This window comes from Streptomyces sp. NBC_01224, from assembly GCF_036002945.1.
In the GTDB taxonomy this organism is placed as follows: domain Bacteria; phylum Actinomycetota; class Actinomycetes; order Streptomycetales; family Streptomycetaceae; genus Streptomyces.
Genome location: NZ_CP108529.1, coordinates 6,734,921 through 6,756,354 on the forward strand (window position 1 = coordinate 6,734,921; position 21,434 = coordinate 6,756,354).

At 70.9% G+C, this 21,434-nt stretch carries 25 protein-coding genes; 21 read left to right on the forward strand and 4 right to left on the reverse strand.

Annotated elements, in window-relative coordinates; genetic code table 11:
- Nucleotides 1–27: 27 nt before the first annotated feature.
- The 3 genes from OG609_RS30275 to OG609_RS30285 all read right to left on the reverse strand — a co-directional run bounded on the left by OG609_RS30275 (nt 28) and on the right by OG609_RS30285 (nt 3,684).
- Nucleotides 28–771, reverse strand: a complete 744-nt coding sequence (locus tag OG609_RS30275) for an LON peptidase substrate-binding domain-containing protein (RefSeq protein WP_327275736.1) — start codon at nt 769–771, stop codon at nt 28–30.
- 5 nt (nt 772–776) lie between these two features.
- The gene (locus OG609_RS30280) at nt 777–1,814 is read right to left on the reverse strand and encodes a hypothetical protein (protein ID WP_327275737.1); all 1,038 of its coding nucleotides are present in this window, start codon (nt 1,812–1,814) and stop codon (nt 777–779) included.
- Nucleotides 1,815–2,082: 268 nt separating this feature from the next.
- A complete protein-coding gene (locus OG609_RS30285; RefSeq protein ID WP_327275738.1) occupies nt 2,083–3,684 on the reverse strand; it encodes an oxidoreductase in 1,602 nt (533 codons plus the stop codon).
- A 139-nt stretch (nt 3,685–3,823) separates the two neighbouring features.
- Here OG609_RS30285 and hisD point away from each other — a divergent pair, with 139 nt between their 5' ends.
- The 10 genes from hisD (at nt 3,824) to OG609_RS30335 (ending at nt 11,598) form a co-directional block, all read left to right on the forward strand.
- Entirely contained in the window at nt 3,824–5,146 is a 1,323-nt protein-coding gene (gene hisD, locus OG609_RS30290) for a histidinol dehydrogenase (protein WP_327275739.1), read from the forward strand.
- Nucleotides 5,143–6,264 (forward strand): histidinol-phosphate transaminase, encoded by a 1,122-nt coding sequence (locus tag OG609_RS30295; protein WP_327275740.1) that lies wholly within the window; start codon nt 5,143–5,145, stop codon nt 6,262–6,264. Before hisD ends, OG609_RS30295 begins: the two co-directional genes overlap by 4 nt.
- Nucleotides 6,261–6,863, forward strand: a complete 603-nt coding sequence (hisB, locus tag OG609_RS30300; RefSeq protein WP_093894918.1) for an imidazoleglycerol-phosphate dehydratase HisB — start codon at nt 6,261–6,263, stop codon at nt 6,861–6,863. Before OG609_RS30295 ends, hisB begins: the two co-directional genes overlap by 4 nt.
- On the forward strand, nt 6,860–7,027 hold the full coding sequence (locus OG609_RS30305; protein ID WP_176740053.1) for a hypothetical protein: 168 nt from the start codon (nt 6,860–6,862) through the stop codon (nt 7,025–7,027). The genes hisB and OG609_RS30305 overlap by 4 nt, the downstream gene beginning before the upstream one ends.
- A 10-nt stretch (nt 7,028–7,037) precedes the next feature.
- Nucleotides 7,038–7,694, forward strand: coding sequence for an imidazole glycerol phosphate synthase subunit HisH (gene hisH, locus OG609_RS30310; RefSeq protein WP_327275741.1), 657 nt, complete (start codon nt 7,038–7,040; stop codon nt 7,692–7,694).
- Nucleotides 7,694–8,419: a bifunctional 1-(5-phosphoribosyl)-5-((5-phosphoribosylamino)methylideneamino)imidazole-4-carboxamide isomerase/phosphoribosylanthranilate isomerase PriA gene (gene priA / locus OG609_RS30315; protein WP_093894916.1), complete on the forward strand. Its 726-nt coding sequence runs from the start codon at nt 7,694–7,696 to the stop codon at nt 8,417–8,419. The genes hisH and priA overlap by 1 nt, the downstream gene beginning before the upstream one ends.
- Entirely contained in the window at nt 8,416–8,814 is a 399-nt protein-coding gene (locus tag OG609_RS30320; RefSeq protein ID WP_327275742.1) for a RidA family protein, read from the forward strand. The genes priA and OG609_RS30320 overlap by 4 nt, the downstream gene beginning before the upstream one ends.
- Entirely contained in the window at nt 8,811–9,566 is a 756-nt protein-coding gene (gene hisF, locus OG609_RS30325) for an imidazole glycerol phosphate synthase subunit HisF (protein ID WP_327275743.1), read from the forward strand. The genes OG609_RS30320 and hisF overlap by 4 nt, the downstream gene beginning before the upstream one ends.
- Before the next feature lie 172 nt (nt 9,567–9,738).
- Entirely contained in the window at nt 9,739–10,326 is a 588-nt protein-coding gene (locus OG609_RS30330) for a helix-turn-helix domain-containing protein (RefSeq protein WP_327275744.1), read from the forward strand.
- Between the two features lie 27 nt (nt 10,327–10,353).
- Nucleotides 10,354–11,598, forward strand: a complete 1,245-nt coding sequence (locus OG609_RS30335; RefSeq protein ID WP_327275745.1) for an MFS transporter — start codon at nt 10,354–10,356, stop codon at nt 11,596–11,598.
- Nucleotides 11,599–11,614: 16 nt separating this feature from the next.
- Here OG609_RS30335 and OG609_RS30340 read toward each other — a convergent pair whose 3' ends face one another.
- Nucleotides 11,615–12,247: a TIGR03085 family metal-binding protein gene (locus tag OG609_RS30340; RefSeq protein ID WP_327275746.1), complete on the reverse strand. Its 633-nt coding sequence runs from the start codon at nt 12,245–12,247 to the stop codon at nt 11,615–11,617.
- A gap of 84 nt (nt 12,248–12,331) precedes the next feature.
- Between OG609_RS30340 and hisI the strand changes: the two genes are divergently transcribed.
- From hisI to lgt, 11 genes are all read left to right on the forward strand, one after another.
- Nucleotides 12,332–12,715: a phosphoribosyl-AMP cyclohydrolase gene (gene hisI / locus OG609_RS30345; protein WP_093894911.1), complete on the forward strand. Its 384-nt coding sequence runs from the start codon at nt 12,332–12,334 to the stop codon at nt 12,713–12,715.
- Between the two features lie 11 nt (nt 12,716–12,726).
- Nucleotides 12,727–14,220: an anthranilate synthase component I gene (locus OG609_RS30350; RefSeq protein WP_327275747.1), complete on the forward strand. Its 1,494-nt coding sequence runs from the start codon at nt 12,727–12,729 to the stop codon at nt 14,218–14,220.
- 14 nt (nt 14,221–14,234) lie between these two features.
- Entirely contained in the window at nt 14,235–14,894 is a 660-nt protein-coding gene (locus tag OG609_RS30355) for a TIGR02234 family membrane protein (RefSeq protein WP_327275748.1), read from the forward strand.
- Nucleotides 14,895–15,022: 128 nt separating this feature from the next.
- Complete coding sequence (locus OG609_RS30360) at nt 15,023–15,271, forward strand: HGxxPAAW family protein (protein WP_327275749.1); 249 nt, start codon at nt 15,023–15,025, stop codon at nt 15,269–15,271.
- A gap of 151 nt (nt 15,272–15,422) precedes the next feature.
- Nucleotides 15,423–15,890: a DUF2752 domain-containing protein gene (locus OG609_RS30365; protein WP_327275750.1), complete on the forward strand. Its 468-nt coding sequence runs from the start codon at nt 15,423–15,425 to the stop codon at nt 15,888–15,890.
- Between the two features lie 115 nt (nt 15,891–16,005).
- Nucleotides 16,006–16,815: an indole-3-glycerol phosphate synthase TrpC gene (gene trpC / locus OG609_RS30370; protein ID WP_093894906.1), complete on the forward strand. Its 810-nt coding sequence runs from the start codon at nt 16,006–16,008 to the stop codon at nt 16,813–16,815.
- An 8-nt stretch (nt 16,816–16,823) separates the two neighbouring features.
- On the forward strand, nt 16,824–17,039 hold the full coding sequence (gene trpM / locus OG609_RS30375; RefSeq protein ID WP_327275751.1) for a tryptophan biosynthesis modulator TrpM: 216 nt from the start codon (nt 16,824–16,826) through the stop codon (nt 17,037–17,039).
- A gap of 136 nt (nt 17,040–17,175) precedes the next feature.
- The gene (gene trpB, locus OG609_RS30380) at nt 17,176–18,456 is read left to right on the forward strand and encodes a tryptophan synthase subunit beta (protein WP_327275752.1); all 1,281 of its coding nucleotides are present in this window, start codon (nt 17,176–17,178) and stop codon (nt 18,454–18,456) included.
- Entirely contained in the window at nt 18,453–19,265 is an 813-nt protein-coding gene (gene trpA / locus OG609_RS30385; protein ID WP_093895626.1) for a tryptophan synthase subunit alpha, read from the forward strand. The genes trpB and trpA overlap by 4 nt, the downstream gene beginning before the upstream one ends.
- A 75-nt stretch (nt 19,266–19,340) precedes the next feature.
- Nucleotides 19,341–20,177: a DsbA family protein gene (locus OG609_RS30390; protein ID WP_327275753.1), complete on the forward strand. Its 837-nt coding sequence runs from the start codon at nt 19,341–19,343 to the stop codon at nt 20,175–20,177.
- Between the two features lie 99 nt (nt 20,178–20,276).
- On the forward strand, nt 20,277–21,248 hold the full coding sequence (lgt, locus tag OG609_RS30395) for a prolipoprotein diacylglyceryl transferase (RefSeq protein WP_327275754.1): 972 nt from the start codon (nt 20,277–20,279) through the stop codon (nt 21,246–21,248).
- Nucleotides 21,249–21,434 lie beyond the last annotated feature (186 nt).

Genomic DNA, 21,434 nt, shown 5'->3' on the forward strand with positions numbered 1-21,434 from the left:
GGGGAGGGTCCTCGGGTCGGTCGTCAGTCAGTTGGGGTGGGTCGGGGCACGCGTCAGGTCCACCGCGGGCAGGGACGGCAGATGTCGGATGACGGCGGTCTCGGAGCGCAGCAGTGTCAGTTCCTCGCGCAGTCGGGTCGCGGTGTCGGGTGCCTGGAGCAGCCGCTGCTTGCACGGGATGTCGAATACGGCCGCCGCCGCGACCAGGTAGGAGACGACGGAGGGGTCGTCGGGCAGGTCCGCACCCGTCGTCAGGGAGCGTTCGCTCGCCCCGGCCAGTCGCTTCTGGTAGTTGCGGAAGGCCCGCAGGACGCCCTCGGCGAGTGCGCCGGCCTCCTCGCCGGGTTCCTCGTCCAGCTCTTCGAGTTCGGCCGTCAGATAGGGGCCGCTCGCGTCGACGGAGAGCAGCTTGACCCGGGTGGTGCCGGTCGCGAGGACCTCGAAGCTGCCGTCCGGCCGTTCCCGGATCTTCGCCGCGTCGGCGATGCAGCCGACCCGGTGGAAAGTCTGGATCGGATCGGGGCCGAAGCCGTCCGCGGGACCGCGCTCGGCGGGGGTGCTCACCGCCTCCGGCATTCCGGCGGCCGTCGGGGCGACCTCGCGGCCGTCGCGGATCGCGACCACGGCGAAGCGGCGGGGTTCGTCGGCGTCGGTCTTCAGCAGCTCGCGCATCATGGCGCGATAACGCTCTTCGAAGACGTTCAGCGGCAGCACGAGGCCGGGAAACAGCACCGCGTTCAGCGGGAACAGAGGCAGGCGAGCGGTGGTCACAACGGTCAAGCGTAATGGCCGCGGGGCCGACCACGATCGGCCCGGCCCGACAAGGGCATCGCACAGGCCACCCGGAGCCGCGCCTCGTCCCTCGCGTCGAGGAACCGGCCGAGCGGATCGTCGGAGACCGACGACCACGGGAACGACGCCGCATGGAGTCCGATCTGCCGGAACTGTTCCAGCGCCTCGCTCCAGCGGCCCCGCGCGACCAGCACGTACGCCAGCAGGTTGCGGACCTCGGCGGGCCAGGGATCGCCGGGCGCGAACGAGGCGGACAGCGTGATCGCCAGATTGGCTGCCGCGTCGATCCGTTCCTCCTGTACCGAGGTGGTCCGTAGGTCCGGCCCCTCGATCAGCAGGGCGAAGGCGGCCCGCAGCGGCAGCGCCTGCACCAGCGAGCTGGGCAGTGAGTCCTCGGCGGCCCGCTCGGCGAAGTCGAAGCACTCGCGGTGCGAGCCGTACCACGCGGCGGAGAGGTACCGCAGCGCCGCGACATGGCAGCCGTAGTGGTGCGAGGAGCGCTGGATCGCCTGCTCCCACAGCGCTTCGAACGTGGTGTGTGTGGCATGGGTGCCGCGCGCATGGTCGAGCGCGAGCCGCCACGGCACCGGGTCGCGGGGGTCGCTCTCGGCCGCCGCGGTGATCAGCGGTCCCACCTCGCGCAGCTGCTCTGCCCGGACGGGCGACTCCCAGGCCCGGCGGACCGCCAGCTCCGCCTTGACGAGCAGCGCGTCCGGGTCGTGCGGTGCGGCGGCGAGCCAGTCGGTCAGCCATCCGTCGCGGTTGCGGGCGAACGTGGCGAGCCGGCTGAGGTAGCGGTCACGGTTCTCCCACTCGGCGCCGTCCCGGGTGGTGGCGAGGAGTTTCGCGGCCGGTTCGTACTCCCCGAGGGCGGCGGCGACAAGCGCCGGGGAGAGCCGTTCGTCGGGGGCGTCGAGCAGCACCACATCGTCCGCGGGCAGTCCGGCGGACCCCTGGGGGGAGCGCCGGATCGTGCGCGCGGTACGGAGCAGAGCGCGAAGGAATGGCATGGTGCGGACCATTGAAAAGCGCTGGTCGGGACGGCGCCAGGGGGGCGCTGTGAAGCTTTGGTGCCGAGTGGATGGGTTGTATCGAGCTGGGTCAATATAAGGTAAAGGAAAGCGGGGAATCTGGCTTGTTTCCACCGATCCGGCCATCGGTCTCCGACACTTCGGCCGTGGTTCGACGGATCGTTCGACCACGGCCTCCGGCCACCGCGACGGCCGCTGCGCAGAAGGGCTTCGGCCGGTCGGACGGTCGGTCGTCCGGCCGGCCGTGGCCGGATTCCGGTCAGCCCCGGCGCAGCAGCCGTGAGGCGCCCGCCGCGACCGTCGTGGCCAGTATCCAACCCAGCAGGACGAGCACGGCCGCCGCCCACTGCCAGCCGCCCTCCATCCGCCAGTAACCGTCCTGGCCGAGATTGATGACCGGTACCAGCAGATCCAGTGCGTACAGCGCCGGATTCCACTGCGGATGCTCATCCTGTTTGATCGCCGCCGGGACGTGCTGGGCGAAGGCCAGCGCACCCGCCGCCCACAGCACCGCCATCCACACCGCGGCCCGCCCCGGCCGGTAGCCGTACGCCACCGTCCAGTCCTGGAGGAAGCCCCAGAGCTTCGCGGCGGGCGGCAGCGTCTCGCGGCGCCGCCGCTGCTTGGCCAGCAGCACCTCGCGGGCGTCCGCGTCCTCCCCGCAGTTGCGCAGCACCGTGGCGAGGCGTTCGTACGGCTCCGGTACGTACTCCGGGGTTGCCGCCGCCACCCACTCCAGGCGCCGGGAGAGCGGGAAGTGCCCGTACGGGACGAGGTTCTCGTACACGAAACCGCCCATCGCCAGACCGCCGGGCCCCGGCCAACTGGTCGACACATCGATCAGCGTGACGACCTTCGCGCCGTTCAGAACGACCCGGCCCTCCTCCGGCCGTTCCGCGTTGAAACGCAGCTCCGGGGCGACGATCCGGCGCAGCGACAGCTCCTCGTGCCTGGCCAGAACGAACCGTGCCTTGTGCAGATCGACCGCGTCGCCGAACCGTCCGTCGTCCAGGCGCACCCCGCCGCGGCACTCGAAGATCTGCGAACGCGTACCGCGCGCCGGGGTCGGCGCCATGACGATGCCGTACGGGGGAGTGGTGCCCTGGTTCCCGGTGTCGATGCTCACCCACGCCTCGCTCATGTACAGCGTCCGCTCCACGGTCAGCTGAGGGGCGTTCAGCGCGCGCCGCCCCTCCCTGCCCCGCAGCCGGCTGCCGCGCAGACTCAGCGAACCGCCGACCTTCGCCCCGCGCAGGCTCAGCTCGCCGCGCGCCTCGACCATTTCCGCCTGCAGGTCCTGGGCGACCGCCAGCCCGTCACCGGCCAGGGCCCGCCCGTTGCGGTCGGGGCCGATCTCGATCTGGTTGATCAGCAGATCGGTGCCGATCTGTGCGTCGGTGAGCCTGATCCCGCGCTTGATGCGGCAGCGCGGCAGATGCAGATCGCCCTCGGTGCGCAACCGGGCCGCCTCCAGCCGCGGCATCGCGCAGCCGACCATCCGCAACGTCGTGAAATGGCATTCGGGCAGCACCACCTCACTCTCGAAGCGGCAGCCGGTCAGCTCGACGTACGGCGCGACGCGCCCGCCCGCGAGATCCAGCGTCCCGGTGATCCGTACACCCCGGAGCTTCAGCGCGGCGACCCGGCCGGGCCGCGGTGGTGGCCCGGACAGCAGCAGCCGGGCGACGACGCGCCCGTTCACACTGCGCTCCGGCCCCCAGGCGCGCGGCGCGAACGGATCGTCCCGCGCGGGGTCGCGGGCGCGCAGATCGTAGGTGCTGCCGTTCCGGAAGGCCTGCCACATGCCCAGCTCGGCCGCGCTGAGACCGTCCGGAAAATCGCCGTCGTGCGGTTCGGTCACGGGGTGCCCCTTCCGCTCGGAGCTGTTCTTCCCTCTGGGTGACGACGTGAACGCTATTGGTCAGCAGTGACACCCGGGAGATGTATCAGCCAGTGATACGGGCGACCGGACGCCGGAGGCGGTCTGCGAGAATTGCGGTGTGATCTCTCGAATCGATCTGCGCGGCGATGTCCTCCCCGAGGGTGGAGCCCTGCGCGACCTGCTGCCCCGTGCCGAGTTCGACGTGGAAGCCGCCCTGGAGACGGTGCGGCCCATCTGCGAGGACGTACGTCATCGTGGCTCGGCGGCAGTGATCGAGTGGGGGGAGAAGTTCGACGGCGTACGGATCGACTCGATCCGCGTTCCGGCCGAGGCGATCGCCGAGGCGCTGGAGCGGCTCGACCCCGCCGTACGGGCCGCCCTCGAGGAATCGATCCGCCGTGCCCGCCTCGTCCACCGTGAGCAGCGCCGCACCACGCACACCACCCAGGTCGTCCCCGGCGGCACCGTCACCGAGAAGTGGGTGCCGGTCGAGCGCGTCGGGCTGTACGTACCGGGCGGGCGCTCCGTCTACCCGTCCTCCGTCGTCATGAACGTCGTACCGGCCCAGGAGGCGGGTGTCGAGGGCATCGCCGTGGCATCCCCGCCGCAGAAGGACTTCGACGGTCTGCCGCACCCGACGATCCTCGCCGCCTGCGCCCTGCTCGGCGTCGACGAGGTGTACGCGGCCGGCGGCGCCCAGGCCGTCGCGATGTTCGCGTACGGAACGGCCGAATGTCTTCCGGTGAACCTCGTCACCGGCCCCGGCAACATCTATGTCGCCGCCGCCAAGCGCCTCCTCAAGGGCCGGATCGGCATCGACGCCGAGGCGGGCCCCACCGAGATCGCGATCCTCGCCGACTCCACCGCCGACCCGGTGCACGTCGCCGCCGACCTGATCAGCCAGGCCGAACACGACCCGATGGCCGCCGCCGTCCTCGTCACCGACTCCGAGGAACTGGCCGCAGCCACCGAGGCCGAGCTGAAGCCGCAGGTCGCCGCGACGAAGCACATCACCGACCGGATCGAGCCCGCACTGGCCGGCCGCCAGTCCGCGATCGTCCTGGTCAACGACCTGGAGGACGGCCTCAAGGTCGTCGACGCGTACGCCGCCGAGCACCTGGAGATCCAGACCGCCGACGCCGCCGCGCTCGCCGACCGGGTCCGCAACGCCGGGGCGATCTTCGTCGGCCCATGGGCCCCGGTCTCGCTCGGCGACTACTGCGCGGGCTCCAACCACGTCCTGCCGACCGGTGGCTGCGCCTGTCACTCCTCGGGCCTGTCCGTGCAGTCCTTCCTGCGCGGCATCCACATCGTCGACTACACGCGCGATGCGCTCGCCGAGGTCACCCACCATGTCGTGACCCTCGCCGAGGCGGAGGACCTCCCCGCCCACGGCGCCGCGCTCAAGGCCAGGTTCGGCGGAGAGGTTCCACAGCAGTGACGCACAGCAACACCACCCGCATCGACGATCTCCCGATCCGCGACGAACTGCGCGGCAAGTCCCCGTACGGGGCGCCGCAGCTCGACGTACCCGTGCGGCTGAACACCAACGAGAACCCGTACCCGCTGCCCGAGGCGCTTGTCGACCGGATCGCCGAGCGCGTCCGCGAGGCCGCCCGCGACCTCAACCGCTACCCCGACCGGGACGCCGTGGAGCTCCGTACGGAGCTGGCCCGCTACCTCAGCCGCACCGCCGGGCACGAGGTCGCCCTCGCCAACGTCTGGGCGGCCAACGGCTCCAACGAAGTGCTCCAGCAATTGCTGCAGACCTTCGGCGGCCCGGGGCGCACCGCGATCGGCTTCGAGCCCTCGTACTCCATGCACGCCCTCATCGCCCGCTCCACCGGCACCGGCTGGATCTCCGGACCGCGCAACGAGGACTTCACCATCGACGTCGAGGCCGCCCGGAAGACCATCGCCGAGCACCGGCCCGACGTCGTCTTCATCACCTCGCCCAACAACCCCACCGGCACCGCCGTCGACGCCGAGACCGTACTCGCGCTGTACGAGGCCGCCCAGGCGGCCAAGCCGTCGATGGTCGTCGTCGACGAGGCGTACGGCGAGTTCAGCCACCACGCCTCGCTGCTCCCGCTGATCGAGGGCCGGCCGAACATGGTGCTCTCGCGCACCATGTCGAAGGCGTTCGGCGCCGCCGGTCTGCGCCTCGGCTACCTCGCCGCCGACCCGGCCGTCGTCGACGCGGTCCAGCTGGTGCGCCTGCCATACCACCTGTCCTCCGTCACCCAGGCCACCGCGCTCGCCGCCCTGGAGCACACGGATACGCTGCTGGGATACGTCGCGCAGCTCAAGAGCGAGCGCGACCGGATCGTCACCCGGCTGCGCGCTCTCGGCTACGACGTCACCGACTCGGACGCCAACTTCGTCCAGTTCGGCCGCTTCGCCGACAGCCACACCGCCTGGCAGCAGATCCTCGACCGGGGCGTCCTGGTCCGGGACAACGGCGTACCGGGATGGCTGCGGGTCTCCGCGGGCACCCCGGCAGAGAACGACGCGTTCCTCGATGCGGTACGCGAACTGAAGAAGGAGCACGACGCATGACTCGCGCGGCCCGCGTAGGAAGAGTCGAACGCACCACCAAGGAAACCTCGGTACTCGTCGAGATCAACCTCGACGGCACCGGCAAGGTAGAGGTGTCGACCGGGGTCGGCTTCTACGACCACATGCTCGACCAGCTCGGCCGGCACGGACTCTTCGACCTCACGGTCAAGACCGACGGTGACCTGCACATCGACTCGCACCACACCATCGAGGACACCGCCCTCGCCCTGGGCGCCGCGTTCAAGCAGGCCCTCGGCGACAAGGTCGGCATCTACCGTTTCGGAAACTGCACCGTCCCGCTGGACGAGTCGCTGGCCCAGGTCACCGTCGACCTGTCCGGACGCCCGTACCTCGTGCACACCGAGCCCGAGAACATGGCGCCCATGATCGGCGAGTACGACACGACGATGACCCGGCACATACTGGAGTCCTTCGTCGCCCAGGCGCAGATCGCCCTGCACGTCCACGTGCCGTACGGGCGCAATGCCCACCACATCGTGGAGTGCCAGTTCAAGGCGCTCGCCCGCGCCCTGCGCTACGCCAGTGAGCACGACCCGCGCGCTGCCGGAATTCTTCCTTCCACGAAGGGCGCGCTGTGACCGGCCTCAACACCATCCTGATCCTGGTAGGCCTGTTCCTGGCCGGCGGGGTCTACTCCTTCTCGAAGCAGAAGATGCCCAAGGGCGTCATCGTCCTGCTCGGGCTCGCGTCCGTGATGTGCCTGGTAGCAGGCGTCATGCGGATCCAGGGACTCTGGGACTGAGGTACGACTTGTGAGCGACAAGAAGAAGAGCGACAAGAAGAAGGTCGTCGTCTTCGACTACGGCTTCGGCAATGTCCGGTCCGCCGAGCGGGCCCTCGCCCATGTCGGCGCGGATGTCGAGATCACCCGCGACTACGAGAAGGCGATGAACGCCGACGGGCTGCTGGTGCCCGGCGTCGGTGCGTTCTCCGCCTGCATGGATGGGCTGAAGAAGGCCCGCGGTGAATGGATCATCGACCGCAGGCTCTCCGGCGGCCGCCCCGTCATGGGCATCTGCGTCGGTATGCAGATCCTCTTCGAGCGCGGCATCGAGCACGGTGTGGAGACGGAGGGGCTGGACGAATGGCCCGGCACCGTCGCCCCGCTGAAGGCCCCGATCGTCCCGCACATGGGCTGGAACACCGTGCGGTCCCCCGAGGACTCCCAGCTCTTCGCAGGTCTCGACCCCGAGGCCCGGTTCTACTTCGTGCATTCCTACGCCGTGCACGACTGGAGCCTGGAGGTCACCAACGCCAAGATCCGCGCACCCCGGGTCACCTGGGCCACCCACGGCGAGCCGTTCGTCGCGGCCGTGGAGAACGGCGCCCTGTGGGCCACCCAGTTCCACCCCGAGAAGTCCGGCGATGCCGGCGCCCAGCTGCTGACCAACTGGATTGAGACGCTGTAATGCCGAAGCTTGAACTCCTCCCCGCCGTCGATGTCCGCGACGGCCAGGCCGTCCGCCTGGTCCACGGCGAGTCCGGCTCCGAGACCTCCTACGGTGACCCCCTGCAGGCCGCCCTCGCCTGGCAGCAGGCGGGCGCCGAATGGCTGCATCTGGTCGACCTGGACGCCGCGTTCGGCACCGGTGACAACCGGGCGCAGATCGCCGAGGTCGCCCGCTCCATGGACATCAAGGTCGAGCTCTCCGGCGGCATCCGCGACGACGCCTCGCTCGCCGCGGCCCTCGCCACCGGCTGCACCCGGGTCAACCTCGGCACCGCCGCCCTGGAGACCCCTCAGTGGGTCGCCAAGGTCATCGCCGAACACGGTGACAAGATCGCCGTCGGCCTCGACGTCCGCGGCACGACACTGCGCGGCCGCGGCTGGACCCGCGACGGCGGCGACCTCTACGAGACGCTCGCCCGCCTCGACTCCGAGGGCTGCGCCCGCTACGTCGTCACCGACATCGCCAAGGACGGCACGCTCCAGGGCCCCAACCTGGAACTCCTGAAGAACGTCTGCGCCGCCACGGACAAGCCCGTCGTCGCCTCGGGCGGCGTCTCCTCGCTCGACGACCTGCGGGCCATCTCCTCGCTCGTCCCGGACGGCGTCGAGGGCGCGATCGTCGGCAAGGCGCTGTACGCGAAGGCGTTCACCCTCGAAGAAGCGCTGCAGGTGGTCTCCGGATGAGCGACTCCGTCAACCGCATCTCCTCCGGCGCCCCCTGGGAGGACAAATTCGGCTACTCCCGCGCGGTCGAGCTGCCGAACGGCCTCGTCCTGGTCGCCGGCTGCACGTCGGTGGAGAACGGGCAGATCTCCGCGGGCGGCCCGTACGAGCAGACCGTCACCTCCTTCAAGGTCGCCTTCGACGCGCTGAAGCAGCTCGGTCTGGGCCGTGAGGACGTCGTCCGCACCCGGATGTACATCACGCACGCCCGGGACGTGGACGAGGTCGGCCGCGCCCACAAGGAGCTCTTCGACGACGTCCGCCCCGCCGCGTCGATGATCATCGTGTCCGGTTTCGTGGACCCGAGCCTGGTCGTCGAGGTCGAGGTCGAGGCCTACCGGGCAGGTGCGCGGTGACTCTCGCGGTACGCGTCATTCCGTGCCTGGACGTCGACAACGGCCGGGTCGTCAAGGGCGTCAACTTCCAGAACCTGCGCGACGCGGGCGACCCCGTCGAGATGGCGAAGCTGTACGACGCCGAGGGCGCCGACGAGCTGACCTTCCTGGACATCACCGCGTCCAGCGGCGACCGGGAGACCACCTACGACGTGGTGCGCCGCACCGCCGAGCAGGTCTTCATCCCGCTCACGGTCGGCGGCGGCGTCCGTACCGCCGACGATGTCGACAAGCTGCTGCGGGCCGGTGCGGACAAGGTCGGCGTCAACACCGCGGCCATCGCCCGCCCGGACCTCATCCGGGAGATCGCCGAGCGCTTCGGCCGCCAGGTCCTGGTGCTCTCCGTGGACGCCCGGCGCACGCCCGCGGGCACCTTCGAGGTCACCACGCACGGCGGCCGCAGGGGCACCGGCCTGGACGCCATCGAATGGGCGCACCGGGCCGCCGAGCTGGGCGCGGGCGAGATCCTGCTCAACTCGATGGATGCGGACGGCACCAAGGACGGCTACGACACCGAGATGATCGCGGCGGTACGGGAGCACGTGACCGTCCCCGTCATCGCCTCCGGAGGCGCGGGCCGGCTCGCGGACTTCGCGCCGGCCATCGCGGCGGGCGCCGACGCGGTGCTCGCCGCGTCCGTCTTCCACTTCGGTGATCTGCGGATCTCCGAGGTCAAGGGCGCGCTCAGGGAGGCCGGACACCCGGTCCGCTGACCGCAGCACTCATCGATCGCCGGGTGGAGCCGTTTTTCGGCTCCACCCGGCGATCGGCGTTCCGAGGGCGGTCGCGTCGCTTCTCCGGTCGCGGCAGCGCACTGCAAAACCCGCAACTTTTATTGCGCAATAAAGATTGCGCAAGTTTTCCTTCCTGTCTACGGTGGAGGGCATGGCAAGCAATGAATCGCGCCGGATCTCGGATCTGGGGACCCTGAAGGCGTTCGGGCACCCGCTGCGGATGAAGCTCTACCGGGCGCTCTACATCACCCGTAAGGCCACCGCCTCCCAGCTCGCCGAGCGGGTCGACGAGCAGGTCTCGCTGGTCAGTTACCACCTGCGCAAGCTCGCCGACCACGGTCTGATCGAGGAGGCCGAGCAGCAGGGCAAGGACGGCCGCGAGCGCTGGTGGCAGCCCGCCTCGAAGGGGCTGACCTTCCACGAGGAGGACTTCAGCGACGCACCCGAGAAGGTCGCCACCCACGCCGCTGTTGGCCGGCTCTCGTTCGACCAGCACGTCGAGCTGTACCGCCGCTACATCGATTCGGCCCAGAGCTGGCCACAGGAGTGGCGCAGCGCCGCCTCCGGCTCCGAGTACCTGGCCCGGCTCACTGCCGAGGAGCTCGCCGCGCTCAGCCGTGAGGTGCACCAGGTGATCGACCGGTACGAGGAGCTCGGCCGTGCCCGCGACGAGGCGGGCGACACGGAGGGGCGCGAGAACGTCGCCATGCACCTGTACGGATTCCCGTTCCGCATCTGAGCCGGCACCCCCGAGAGGACGACCTTCATGACTGTCACCGCCACGGCCACGGAAGCTCCCGAACGCCCCGCCCACCGCGACGGCAACGTCCTGCGCTGGCTCGGCGCCTACACCGCTTCGATGATCGGCGACAGCGTCTACTACATGGCGCTCGCCTGGGCCGCCGCCCGCACCGGCAGCGCCACCCAGACCGGACTCGTCCTCGCCGTCGGTTCCATACCCAGGGCCTTACTGATGCTCGGCGGGGGAGTGCTCGCCGACCGGATCGGACCGCGCCGCGTCGTCATCGGCAGCGACGCCGCCCGCTGCCTGGTCGTGCTGGGCCTGGCGGGCGCGCTGCTGCTCACCTCGCCCGCCGTGTGGATGCTGATCGCCGTCGCGCTCGTCTTCGGTGTGGTCGACGCCCTCTTCCTGCCCGCCGTCGGCGCGCTGCCGCCCCGGATCACCGCCGCAGGACAGCTGGCCCGAGTCCAGGGGCTGCGCGGACTCGCCGCCCGTACCGCCAATGTCGTCGGCGCTCCGCTCGGCGGCGTCGCGGTGGCCGTCGGCGGCCCGAGGCTCGCGTTCGCCGCGGCCGGGGTGCTCTTCGCCGTATCACTGCCGCTGCTCCTGTCCCTGCGGATCAGCCCACTGCCCGCCCGGGAAGCCGCCGAACCGTCCGGCACCGCCTGGCACGACCTGGCCGACGGGCTGCGCCACATCCGCCGTCACCCGGTGCTCGGACCGCTGATGCTCGCCGTCGCCCTCAGCGAACTGGGCTTCGCGGGCCCGCTCAACCTCGGACTGATCCTGCTCGTCCGCGAGCGCGGCTGGGGCGCGTCCGGCATGGGCTGGATCGTCGCCGCGTTCGGCATCGGCGCCGGCGCGTCGGCCCTGCTGCTCGCCGTGCGCGGCCGGGTTCCACGGGCCGGGCTGGTGATGTGCCTGACCGTGCTCGTGGGTGCGGTGGCCATCGGGGTCTTGGCCTACGCCCCCTCGGTGGGCCTCGCCGCCGCCGTCGCCGTCTGCGTCGGACTCTTCGGGGGCCTCGGGGGCGCGCTGTGCGGCGCCCTGACCCAGACCGTCACCGACCCCGCCTACCTGGGCCGGGTCACCTCGGTCTCGACGCTCTTCACCCACGCGATCGCCCCGCTCAGCTACCCGGTCACGGGAGCCGCCGTTGCCGCCTGGGGGACGGGCCCGGTCTTCGTCACCAGCGCCGCGGTGTGCGCGGCAGGGGCGGCGGCCGGTCTGGCCTTCACCCGGCTGCGCCGCGCGGAACTCCCGCGCTGACCCGTCCCTGTACGCCCTACATCCCCAGCTCCGCCGTGTGCAGCCGGGCCACCGCCTCCTTGTCGCCCTCGAGGTCCACCGTTGCCGCGTCCTGCCGGCCGAACACGAAGAGCAGCAGCTCGCCCGGCTCGCCGGTGACCGTCACCACCGGGGTGCCCTTGTGCGCCACCGCCGTCTGGCCGTCCGGGCGGCGCAGCACCAGCCCCACCGGGGATCTGCGGCCCAGCAGCCGGGCCGTCTTCTCGGCGCGCGACCAGAGCACATCGGCGAAGACCGGGTCCAGCCCCCGCCGCGACCAGTCCGGCTGGGCCCGGCGCACATCCTCGGCGTGGACGTAGAACTCGACGGTGTTGGCGGCCTCGTCGATCTGCTTCAGGCCGAACGGGGACATCCGCGGTGGTCCGGTACGGATCAGCTGGATCAGCTCCTCGTACGGCTTCGCCGCGTACTCCGCCTGCACCCGTTCGAGGCGGTTCTTCAGCACGCCCAGCACCACCCCGCCCGCCGCGTCCGGCCGGCGCTCGCGGACCACCACATGGGCGGCCAGGTCCCGGGTCGTCCAGCCGTGGCACAGGGTCGGGGCTTCCGGTCCCGCCGCCTCCAACAGGTCGGCGAGCAGAAGTCGTTCACGCTTCGCATGGGTCGACATGCTCGCCAGCGTACGACCGCCGCACGCGGTCCGCCCAGTGGACATTGCACAGAACCGCTCCCGCGACCACGGCACAATGGGCGCATGACCAGCGCGCCCACGCCCAGCACTCCGCCGCCGTCCGGCAACCTCGACCCGGCCATCGCCGCCCGCCTCAAGCGCGGTGCCGACGGCCTCGTCCCGGCGATCGCCCAGCAGTACGACACCGGTGAGGTGCTGATGCTCGGCTGGATGGACGACGAGGCCCTGCACCGCACCCTCACCACCGGCCGCTGCACCTACTGGTCCCGCAGCCGTCAGGAGTACTGGGTCAAGGGCGACACCTCGGGCCACATCCAGCAGGTCAAGTCCGTCGCCCTCGACTGCGACGCCGACACCGTCCTCGTCAAGGTCGACCAGACGGGTGCCGCCTGCCACACCGGCGACCGCACCTGCTTCGACGCAGACGTCCTCCCGCTCGCTCAGTAGGGTCAGCCGTCATGGATCTCGATACCTTCCGCAAGCTGGCCGTCGACCGGCGCGTCATCCCCGTCAGCCGCCGGCTCCTCGCGGACGGCGACACCCCGGTCGGGCTCTACCGCAAACTCGCGGGCGAGCGCACCGGCACCTTCCTCCTCGAATCCGCGGAGAACGGCCGCACCTGGTCGCGCTACTCCTTCATCGGGGTACGCAGCGCCGCCACCCTCACCGCCCGCGACGGACAGGCCCACTGGCTGGGCACCCCGCCCGTCGGCGTCCCCGTGGACGGCGACCCGCTGCAGGCCCTGCGCGCCACCATTGAGACCCTGCACACCCCCCACGACCTGGTCGTCCACGACCGGCTGCCCCCGTTCACCGGCGGCATGGTCGGCTATCTGGGTTACGACATCGTGCGCCGCCTGGAGAAGATCGGCGACAGCGTCGAGGACGACCTCCACGTTCCCGAGCTGACCATGCTGCTCACCTCGGACCTGGCCGTACTCGACCACTGGGACGGCAGCGTCCTGCTGATCGCCAACGCGATCAACCACAACGACCTCGCGACCGGCGCCGACGAGGCGTACGCGGACGCCGTCGCCCGTCTCGACGCCATGGAGCAGGATCTCTCGCGCCCCGTCGAGAACGCCCCCGCCGCCCTCCCGCCGTCCGAGCTCCCCCCGTACACCGCGCTGTGGGGCGGCAAGGCGTACCAGGACGCCGTCGAGGACGTGAAGGAACGCATCAGGGCCGGTGAGGCCTTCCAGGTCGTCCCCTCCCAGCGCTTCGAAACCCCGTGCACGGCAAGCGCGTTGGACGTCTACCGGGTGCTGCGCGCCACCAACCCGTCGCCGTACATGTACCTCTTCCGCTTCGACGGCTTCGACGTCGCGGGCTCCAGCCCGGAAGCCCTCGTCAAGGTCGAGGACGGACGGGCCATGGTCCACCCGATCGCCGGTACCAGGCACCGCGGCGCCACCCCGCAGGAGGACCAGGCGCTCGCCGACGAACTCCTCGCCGACCCGAAGGAACGCGCCGAGCATCTGATGCTCGTCGACCTCGGCCGCAACGACCTGGGGCGGGTCTGTGAACCCGGCAGCGTCGAAGTCGTCGACTTCATGTCGATCGAGCGGTACTCGCACGTGATGCACATCGTCTCCACCGTCACCGGCCGCGTCGCCGAGGGCCGCTCCGCCTTCGACGTCCTCACCGCGTGCTTCCCCGCGGGCACCCTCTCCGGCGCTCCCAAGCCCCGCGCGATGCAGATCATCGAGGAGCTCGAACCGACCCGCCGCGGGCTGTACGGAGGCTGCGTCGGCTACCTCGACTTCGCCGGGGACTCCGATACCGCCATCGCGATCCGGACCGCCCTGCTCCGCGACGGCACGGCATATGTCCAGGCCGGAGCAGGTGTCGTCGCCGACTCCGACCCGGTCGCCGAGGACACCGAGTGCCGCAACAAGGCCGCCGCGGTGCTCCGCGCGGTGCATACGGCCAACCGGCTCCACGGAGCATGAGGCGGTAAGGGATAGTGGAGTACGTGAGTGCCGTCCCCGTACCCCAGCCCCGTGCCCGAGCCGTCACCGCGTCCGACGTCGCGGGAAGTCGCCGCAGCCTGGCCGCCGGCCTGCTCCTCGGGGCGGCCGGCGCCACCGTCGTCCTGCTCGCCTCCGGCCAGACGTGGGCCGAGGGCCGGGCGGCCGTCGGTGGCGGCTCCCTGCCGCTGACCGCCGACGGCCAGGACGTCACCGGCCTGCCGGCGGCCCTCGCCATAGTCGGTCTGGCCGCCCTCGTCGCCGTCTTCGCCGTCCGCAGCGGCGCGCGGCTGATCGTCGCCGGGCTCCTCGCCCTCAGCGGCCTCGGTGCCGGACTGAGCGCCTACCTCGGTGCCTCCGACAGCTCGGCGCTCGACGAGAAGGCCGCGCAGACCACCGGCGACGCCTCGGCGACCATCGAAGCCCTCAGCCACACCGCGTGGCCCTACGTCACCGCAGCCGGCGGCCTGCTGATCCTGCTCGCCGGGCTGCTCGCCCTGCGGTACGGGAAGCTCTGGCCCACCATGTCGGGACGGTACGAACGGGACGGCACCCCCCGCCCCCGCAAGGCTGCCCGCACCGCCCCGGACCCGGACCGGCCCGAGGACCTGTGGAAGGCCCTGGACCGCGGCGAGGACCCGACGCGCGAGGCATGACCCCCCAGCTCACGTCGTACACGCACGTACGGGACAATGAAGCCGAGCTTTCTGCACAGCGGCACCAACAGCGGCACCAGCTTTGCGTACAGCGATACCAACAGCGCATCACCAACAAGGAGCAACTCATGGCGGGCAGCAGCCACGGACACACCCCGGCCGCCTGGACCGGTGTCATCATCTCCTTCATCGGCTTCTGCGCCGCAGGCGTCTTCATGGTCGCGGCCAACCCGATCGGCTTCTGGGCCGGTATCGCCGTCATCCTCCTCGGCGGGATCGTCGGCCTCGCGATGAAGGCCGCGGGCCTCGGCATGCCGAAGGAGTCGGAGGAGATGGCCCAGGCCAGGGCTCGCGCCGGGCAGGCCCAGATCTCCTGACGCACGCCGCACCCGTACGAATGCGAGGCGCAGCCCGGCCCGGGCTGCGCCTTTCCGCATCAGCGGGGACAATCACCGAGTGGACGCATCGCCTACTCCAGCCGCCGCACCGTCGGCGCCGGGCTCCCGGCCCGCCCCATGCCACCCGCCGATGTCCGGACATCCACTGATGCCCGACCCGCAGCCGTCCCCGCCGGTCTTCCCTCCGGCCCCTGCCCCCGTCTCGCGTTTCCGGCGGCTCGCCACCCCGGTGGGAGTCATGGCCGCCGTCATCGGGGCGTTCGGCTACGTCGGTGCCGTCGATCCCAATCAGCCGGGCCACTACCCGGTCTGCCCACTGCTCCGGTTCACCGGCCTGTACTGCCCGGGCTGCGGCGGGCTGCGCAGTGCCCACGCCGTCGCGAACGGCGACATCGCCGCTGCCCTCGGCTCCAATGCGCTCGCCGTCGTCGGCTATGGGATCTTCGCCGTCCTCTGGGTGGTCTGGATGGCCCGCGCCTCCCGGGGCAGGCCCATGAGCATCGCCGCGAAGCCCGTCGTCTGGTGGGGGATCGGGGCCGTGCTGCTGATCTTCTCGATCGTCCGGAATCTGCCGTTCGGATCGGTGTTGGCACCTTGAATGCCCAGGTAATGGGACATTCGACGACTGGATTCGGGCCCTTCGGCCTCCTGCGGATAGCATTGACATGGCTGATCCTGTTCCCTCATCACCGTCCCGGAAGGGGGCCGCTCGCGTGAGTGTGCTCGACGAGATCATCGATGGCGTACGCGCCGACCTCGCAGAGCGGCAGGCGCGTGTCAGCCTCGACGAGCTGAAGGAACGCGCGGCGCGCGCTCCTGCCGCCAAGGACGGAGTCGCCGCCCTGCGCGGCGAGGGCGTGACCGTCATCTGCGAGGTCAAGCGCTCAAGCCCCTCCAAGGGGGCACTTGCCGCGATCGCCGACCCGGCCGCGCTCGCCGCGGACTACGAGGCGGGCGGCGCGTCCGTCATCTCGGTCCTCACCGAGGAACGCCGCTTCGGCGGTTCCCTCGCCGACCTGGAGGCCGTTCGCGCCAAGGTCGACATCCCGATCCTGCGCAAGGACTTCATCGTCACCTCGTACCAGCTCTGGGAGGCCCGCGCCTACGGCGCCGACCTCGCCCTGCTGATCGTCGCCGCCCTCGACCAGGAGGCCCTGGTCTCCCTGATCGAGCGCGCCGAGTCCATCGGCCTGACGCCGCTGGTCGAGGCGCACGACGAGGAGGAGGCGGAACGAGCCGTGGACGCCGGAGCGAAGATCATCGGTGTCAACGCGCGCAACCTGAAGGACCTCAAGGTCGACCGCTCCACCTTCGAGCGCGTCGCCCCCGAGATCCCGAACCACATCGTCAAGGTCGCCGAGTCCGGCGTCCGTGGCCCGCACGACCTGATCGCGTACGCCAACGCGGGCGCCGACGCGGTGCTCGTGGGCGAATCCCTGGTCACCGGCCGCGACCCGCGGGCCGCCGTCGCCGACCTGGTCGCCGCCGGTGCCCACCCGGCGCTCCGGCACGGACGGAGCTGACCGCAGCCATGTCCGCCGACCGTCCCGCGCCCCGTATCCGGCCGGGCCTGCGCCCCGCCGGAATGACGGCCCGGCTCCCGCACGCGCCGCTGGCGCGCGGCTGCCGCCCCCGCGGCTGCCGCGCCCCCGCCCGGCGCGTGCACGGCAGGCGCGTGCGGTACGTGATCGGCGACGAGCCCGGCCAGGTCAACGGCATGCGATGGCGCACGGGGTCCGCGCTGTAGCGAGCCCCGGCCGACGTACCTGCACCACTCCTGCCGTACGTACGACCGCACTGCCCGACCGCTCCCGGTCGCGGCGGCGCTCCGCTCACGGCGCATACGGTGAACCCACCCATTGCAATGTCGAGGAGCACGTCGGATGTCATCTGACTTCTTCATTCCGGACCCGGAGGGTCTGATCCCCAGCGCCGAGGGGTACTTCGGTGCGTTCGGCGGCAAGTTCATCCCGGAGGCGCTCGTCGCCGCCGTGGACGAGGTCGCCGTCGAGTACGACAAGGCCAAGGCCGATCCGGCCTTCGCCGCCGAGCTCAACGAGCTCATGGTCAACTACACCGGCCGCCCCAGCGCGCTGACCGAGGTCCCGCGCTTCGCCGAGCACGCGGGTGGCGCCCGGATCTTCCTCAAGCGCGAGGACCTGAACCACACCGGCTCGCACAAGATCAACAATGTGCTGGGGCAGGCGCTGCTCACCAGGCGCATGGGCAAGACCCGCATCATCGCCGAGACCGGCGCCGGCCAGCACGGCGTAGCCACCGCGACCGCCTGCGCGCTCTTCGGCCTGGAATGCACCATCTACATGGGTGAGATCGACACCGAGCGGCAGGCGCTGAACGTGGCGCGGATGCGGATGCTCGGCGCCGAGGTCATCGCCGTGAGGTCCGGCTCCAGGACCCTGAAGGACGCCATCAACGAGGCGTTCCGCGACTGGGTCGCCAATGTGGACCACACGCACTACCTCTTCGGCACCGTCGCCGGACCGCACCCCTTCCCCGTCATGGTCCGCGACTTCCACCGCGTCATCGGTGTCGAGGCCCGCCGCCAGATGCTGGAGCGGACCGGCCGGCTGCCGGACGCCGCCATCGCCTGTGTCGGCGGCGGCTCCAACGCCATCGGGCTCTTCCACGCCTTCATCCCGGACGCGCACGTCCGGCTGATCGGCTGCGAGCCCGCCGGACACGGGGTGGAGACCGGCGAGCACGCGGCGACCCTGACCGCGGGCGAGCCCGGCATCCTGCACGGCTCGCGCAGTTACGTCCTCCAGGACGACGAGGGCCAGATCACCGAGCCGTACTCCATCTCGGCCGGCCTCGACTACCCGGGCATCGGCCCGGAGCACGCGTACCTCAAGGACATCGGCCGCGGCGAGTACCGCGCGGTCACCGACGACGCCGCCATGCAGTCGCTGCGCCTCCTCTCCCGTACCGAAGGGATCATTCCGGCCATCGAGAGCGCCCATGCGCTGGCCGGAGCCCTGGAGGTCGGGAAGGAGCTCGGCAAGGACGGACTGCTCGTGGTCAATCTGTCCGGCCGCGGCGACAAGGACATGGACACGGCAGCCCGCTACTTCGGGCTGTACGACGCGACCGACGGGGTCGTCGAGGCCGACGTGGCCGACGGGGAAGAGGAGGTCACCAAGTGAGCGGCAATGTGGAGTTGTTGAGTTCGTCCCTCGCACAGGCGAAGGCGGAGAACAGGGCCGCACTCATCGCGTACCTCCCGGCCGGCTTCCCGACCGTCGACGGCGCGATCGCCGCCGTGAAGGCGGTCGTGGCGGGTGGTGCGGACATCGTCGAGGTGGGGCTGCCGCACAGCGACCCGGTGCTGGACGGCCCGGTCATCCAGACCGCCGACGACATCGCCCTGCGCGGCGGCGTGAAGATCGCCGACGTGATGCGCACGGTCCGCGAGGCGTACGAGGCGACCGGTGTCCCGATCCTCGTCATGACGTACTGGAACCCGATCGACCGGTACGGCGTCGAGCGCTTCACGGCCGAGCTCGCCGAGGCGGGCGGCGCCGGGTGCATCCTGCCCGACCTGCCGGTCCAGGAGTCCGAACTGTGGCGCGAACACGCTGACAAGCACGGTCTGGCGACCGTCTTCGTCGTCGCGCCCAGCAGCAAGGACGAGCGTCTCGCCACCATCACCGCGGTGGGCTCCGGCTTCGTGTACGCGGCCTCGCTGATGGGTGTCACAGGCACCCGCGAGTCCGTCGGCGAGCAGGCCCAGGACCTGGTCGCGCGCACCCGCGCCACCACGTCCCTCCCGGTCTGCGTCGGACTCGGCGTCTCCAACGCCCGACAGGCCGCCGAGGTCGCGGGCTTCGCCGACGGGGTGATCGTCGGCTCGGCCTTCGTCAAGGGCATGCTCGACGCCCCCGACGAGGAGGCGGGCCTGGCCGCGGTCCGCTCCCTGGCGGGCGAACTCGCCGAAGGCGTTCGAAAGCGCTGAAACGGGTGTAATCCGAATGGGTGGACCTGGACCCGGGGAGGCACGCACGTGCCTCCCCGGGTCGTTGCTGCGGGTGTGAGCGAGAAGAACGAACAGGGAAAAAGGGCCGCGCGAGACCGGCTCGTCCAGCAGCGGGAACGCCAGAAGGCGCGCGAGCGCCGCAGGCGCATGCTGATCGTCGGCGCCGGCCTGGTGGGTGTGCTGGCGCTGGCCGCCGTCGTGGGCGTGATCGCCGCGAACACGGGCGGCAACAGCAGCAAGAGCAAGACGGCGGGCCCCGCCGTCGCGCCGTCCGGTGCGACCGGCAAGGACAGCCTGGCCATCCAGGTCGGCGCGGACGACGCCCCGTCCACACTCACCATCTGGGAAGACTTCCGCTGCCCGGTCTGCGCCCAGTTCGAGAACGCGTTCCGGGACACCATCCACCAGTTGGGGAGCACCGGACAGATCAAGGTCGAGTACCACCTCGCCACGATCATCGACGGCAATCTCGGCGGCAGAGGGTCGCTGCGGGCGGCCAACGCCGCGGCCTGCGCACAGGACGCCGGCAAGTTCTCCGCGTATCACGACGTCCTCTACCGCAATCAGCCGCAGGAGTCCGTCGACGCCTTCGCCGACAACGCCAAGCTGATCGAGCTCTCCGGGAAGGTCCCCGGACTCGACACCGCCGCCTTCCGCGGTTGCGTGGAGGACGGCAAGCACGACAGCTGGGTCCAGAAGTCCAACACGGCGTTCCTGAAGGGCGGATTCGAGGGCACGCCGACCGCGCTGCTCAACGGTGAGTCGATCTTCCCGAAGAAGGGGAACGAACCGATCACCGCGGCCAACCTGAAGAAGTGGGTCGCCGAGGCCAACAAGGTCAACAAGGGCAAGAAGCCGGGCACGGCCACCCCGGCACCGTCGGGCTCCTGAGCGGTGTCCGACAGGGGGAACAGATGACCTGCCCGTTACCCACACGTTGCCGGGTGGGTTGCCGTACGCCCCACCCGGCAAGGTAGCGTCGACCCTGCCATGGACCTTGCTTACATTCCCAGCCCGTCGACCGGCGTGATCGAGCTCGGCCCGATCCCGCTCCGCGGCTACGCGTTCTGCATCATCATCGGTGTCTTCGTCGCCGTCTGGTTCGGCAACAAGCGCTGGATCGCCCGGGGCGGCAGAGCCGGCACCGTCGCCGACATCGCCGTCTGGGCCGTGCCCTTCGGTCTTGTCGGCGGCCGGCTCTACCACGTCATCACCGACTACCAGCTGTACTTCAGCGACGGTGAGGACTGGGTCGACGCCTTCAAGATCTGGCAGGGCGGCCTCGGCATCTGGGGTGCGATCGCGCTCGGCGCCGTCGGTGCCTGGATCGGCTGCCGCCGCCGCGGGATTCCGCTGCCGGCCTGGGCCGACGCGCTCGCCCCCGGTATCGCCCTGGCCCAGGCCTGCGGCCGCTGGGGCAACTGGTTCAACCAGGAGCTCTACGGCAAGCCGACCGATGTGCCGTGGGCGCTGAAGATCAGCGAGGGCCCCAACCGGGTCGCCGGTACGTACCACCCGACGTTCCTGTACGAGTCGCTGTGGTGCATCGGCGTCGCCCTGCTGGTGATCTGGGCGGACCGGCGCTTCAGGCTCGGACACGGCCGGGCGTTCGCGCTTTACGTCGCCGCGTACTGCGCGGGGCGGGGCTGGATCGAGTACATGCGGGTCGACGAGGCCCACCACATCCTGGGCGTACGGCTCAATGTGTGGACCGCGGGGATCGTGTTCGTGCTGGCGGTGCTGTACATGGTGATCTCGGCGAAGGTGCGGCCGGGGCGCGAGGAGATCGTGGAACCGAACGCGGTGGACGCCGAGGGTGCGGAGGGCGGTGACGTCGCGGGTGACGCGGACGGTGCCGTTGCGCCTGATGCGGACGCGGACGGTGGCGCCGGGCACACCGAGGACAGTGCCGCGCAGGCGCCGGAGAAGAACGGCACCGCGGAGGCGGCGAAGAACGGCTGAGCCGTGTGCGCTTGCAGGTGGGGGCCCCGAACCTTCTGGTTCGGGGCCCCCACGCTTTACGCCGCCCTGCGGCCGACCGCGTGTCCTCAATCTTCCCCATGGCCTCAAGGGGCATGGGAGGGGCCCCTCGACGGGCTTGATTGCGGCCTCGTGCCGTCGGTGTTCGCCATCTCCGGGCGGATGGAT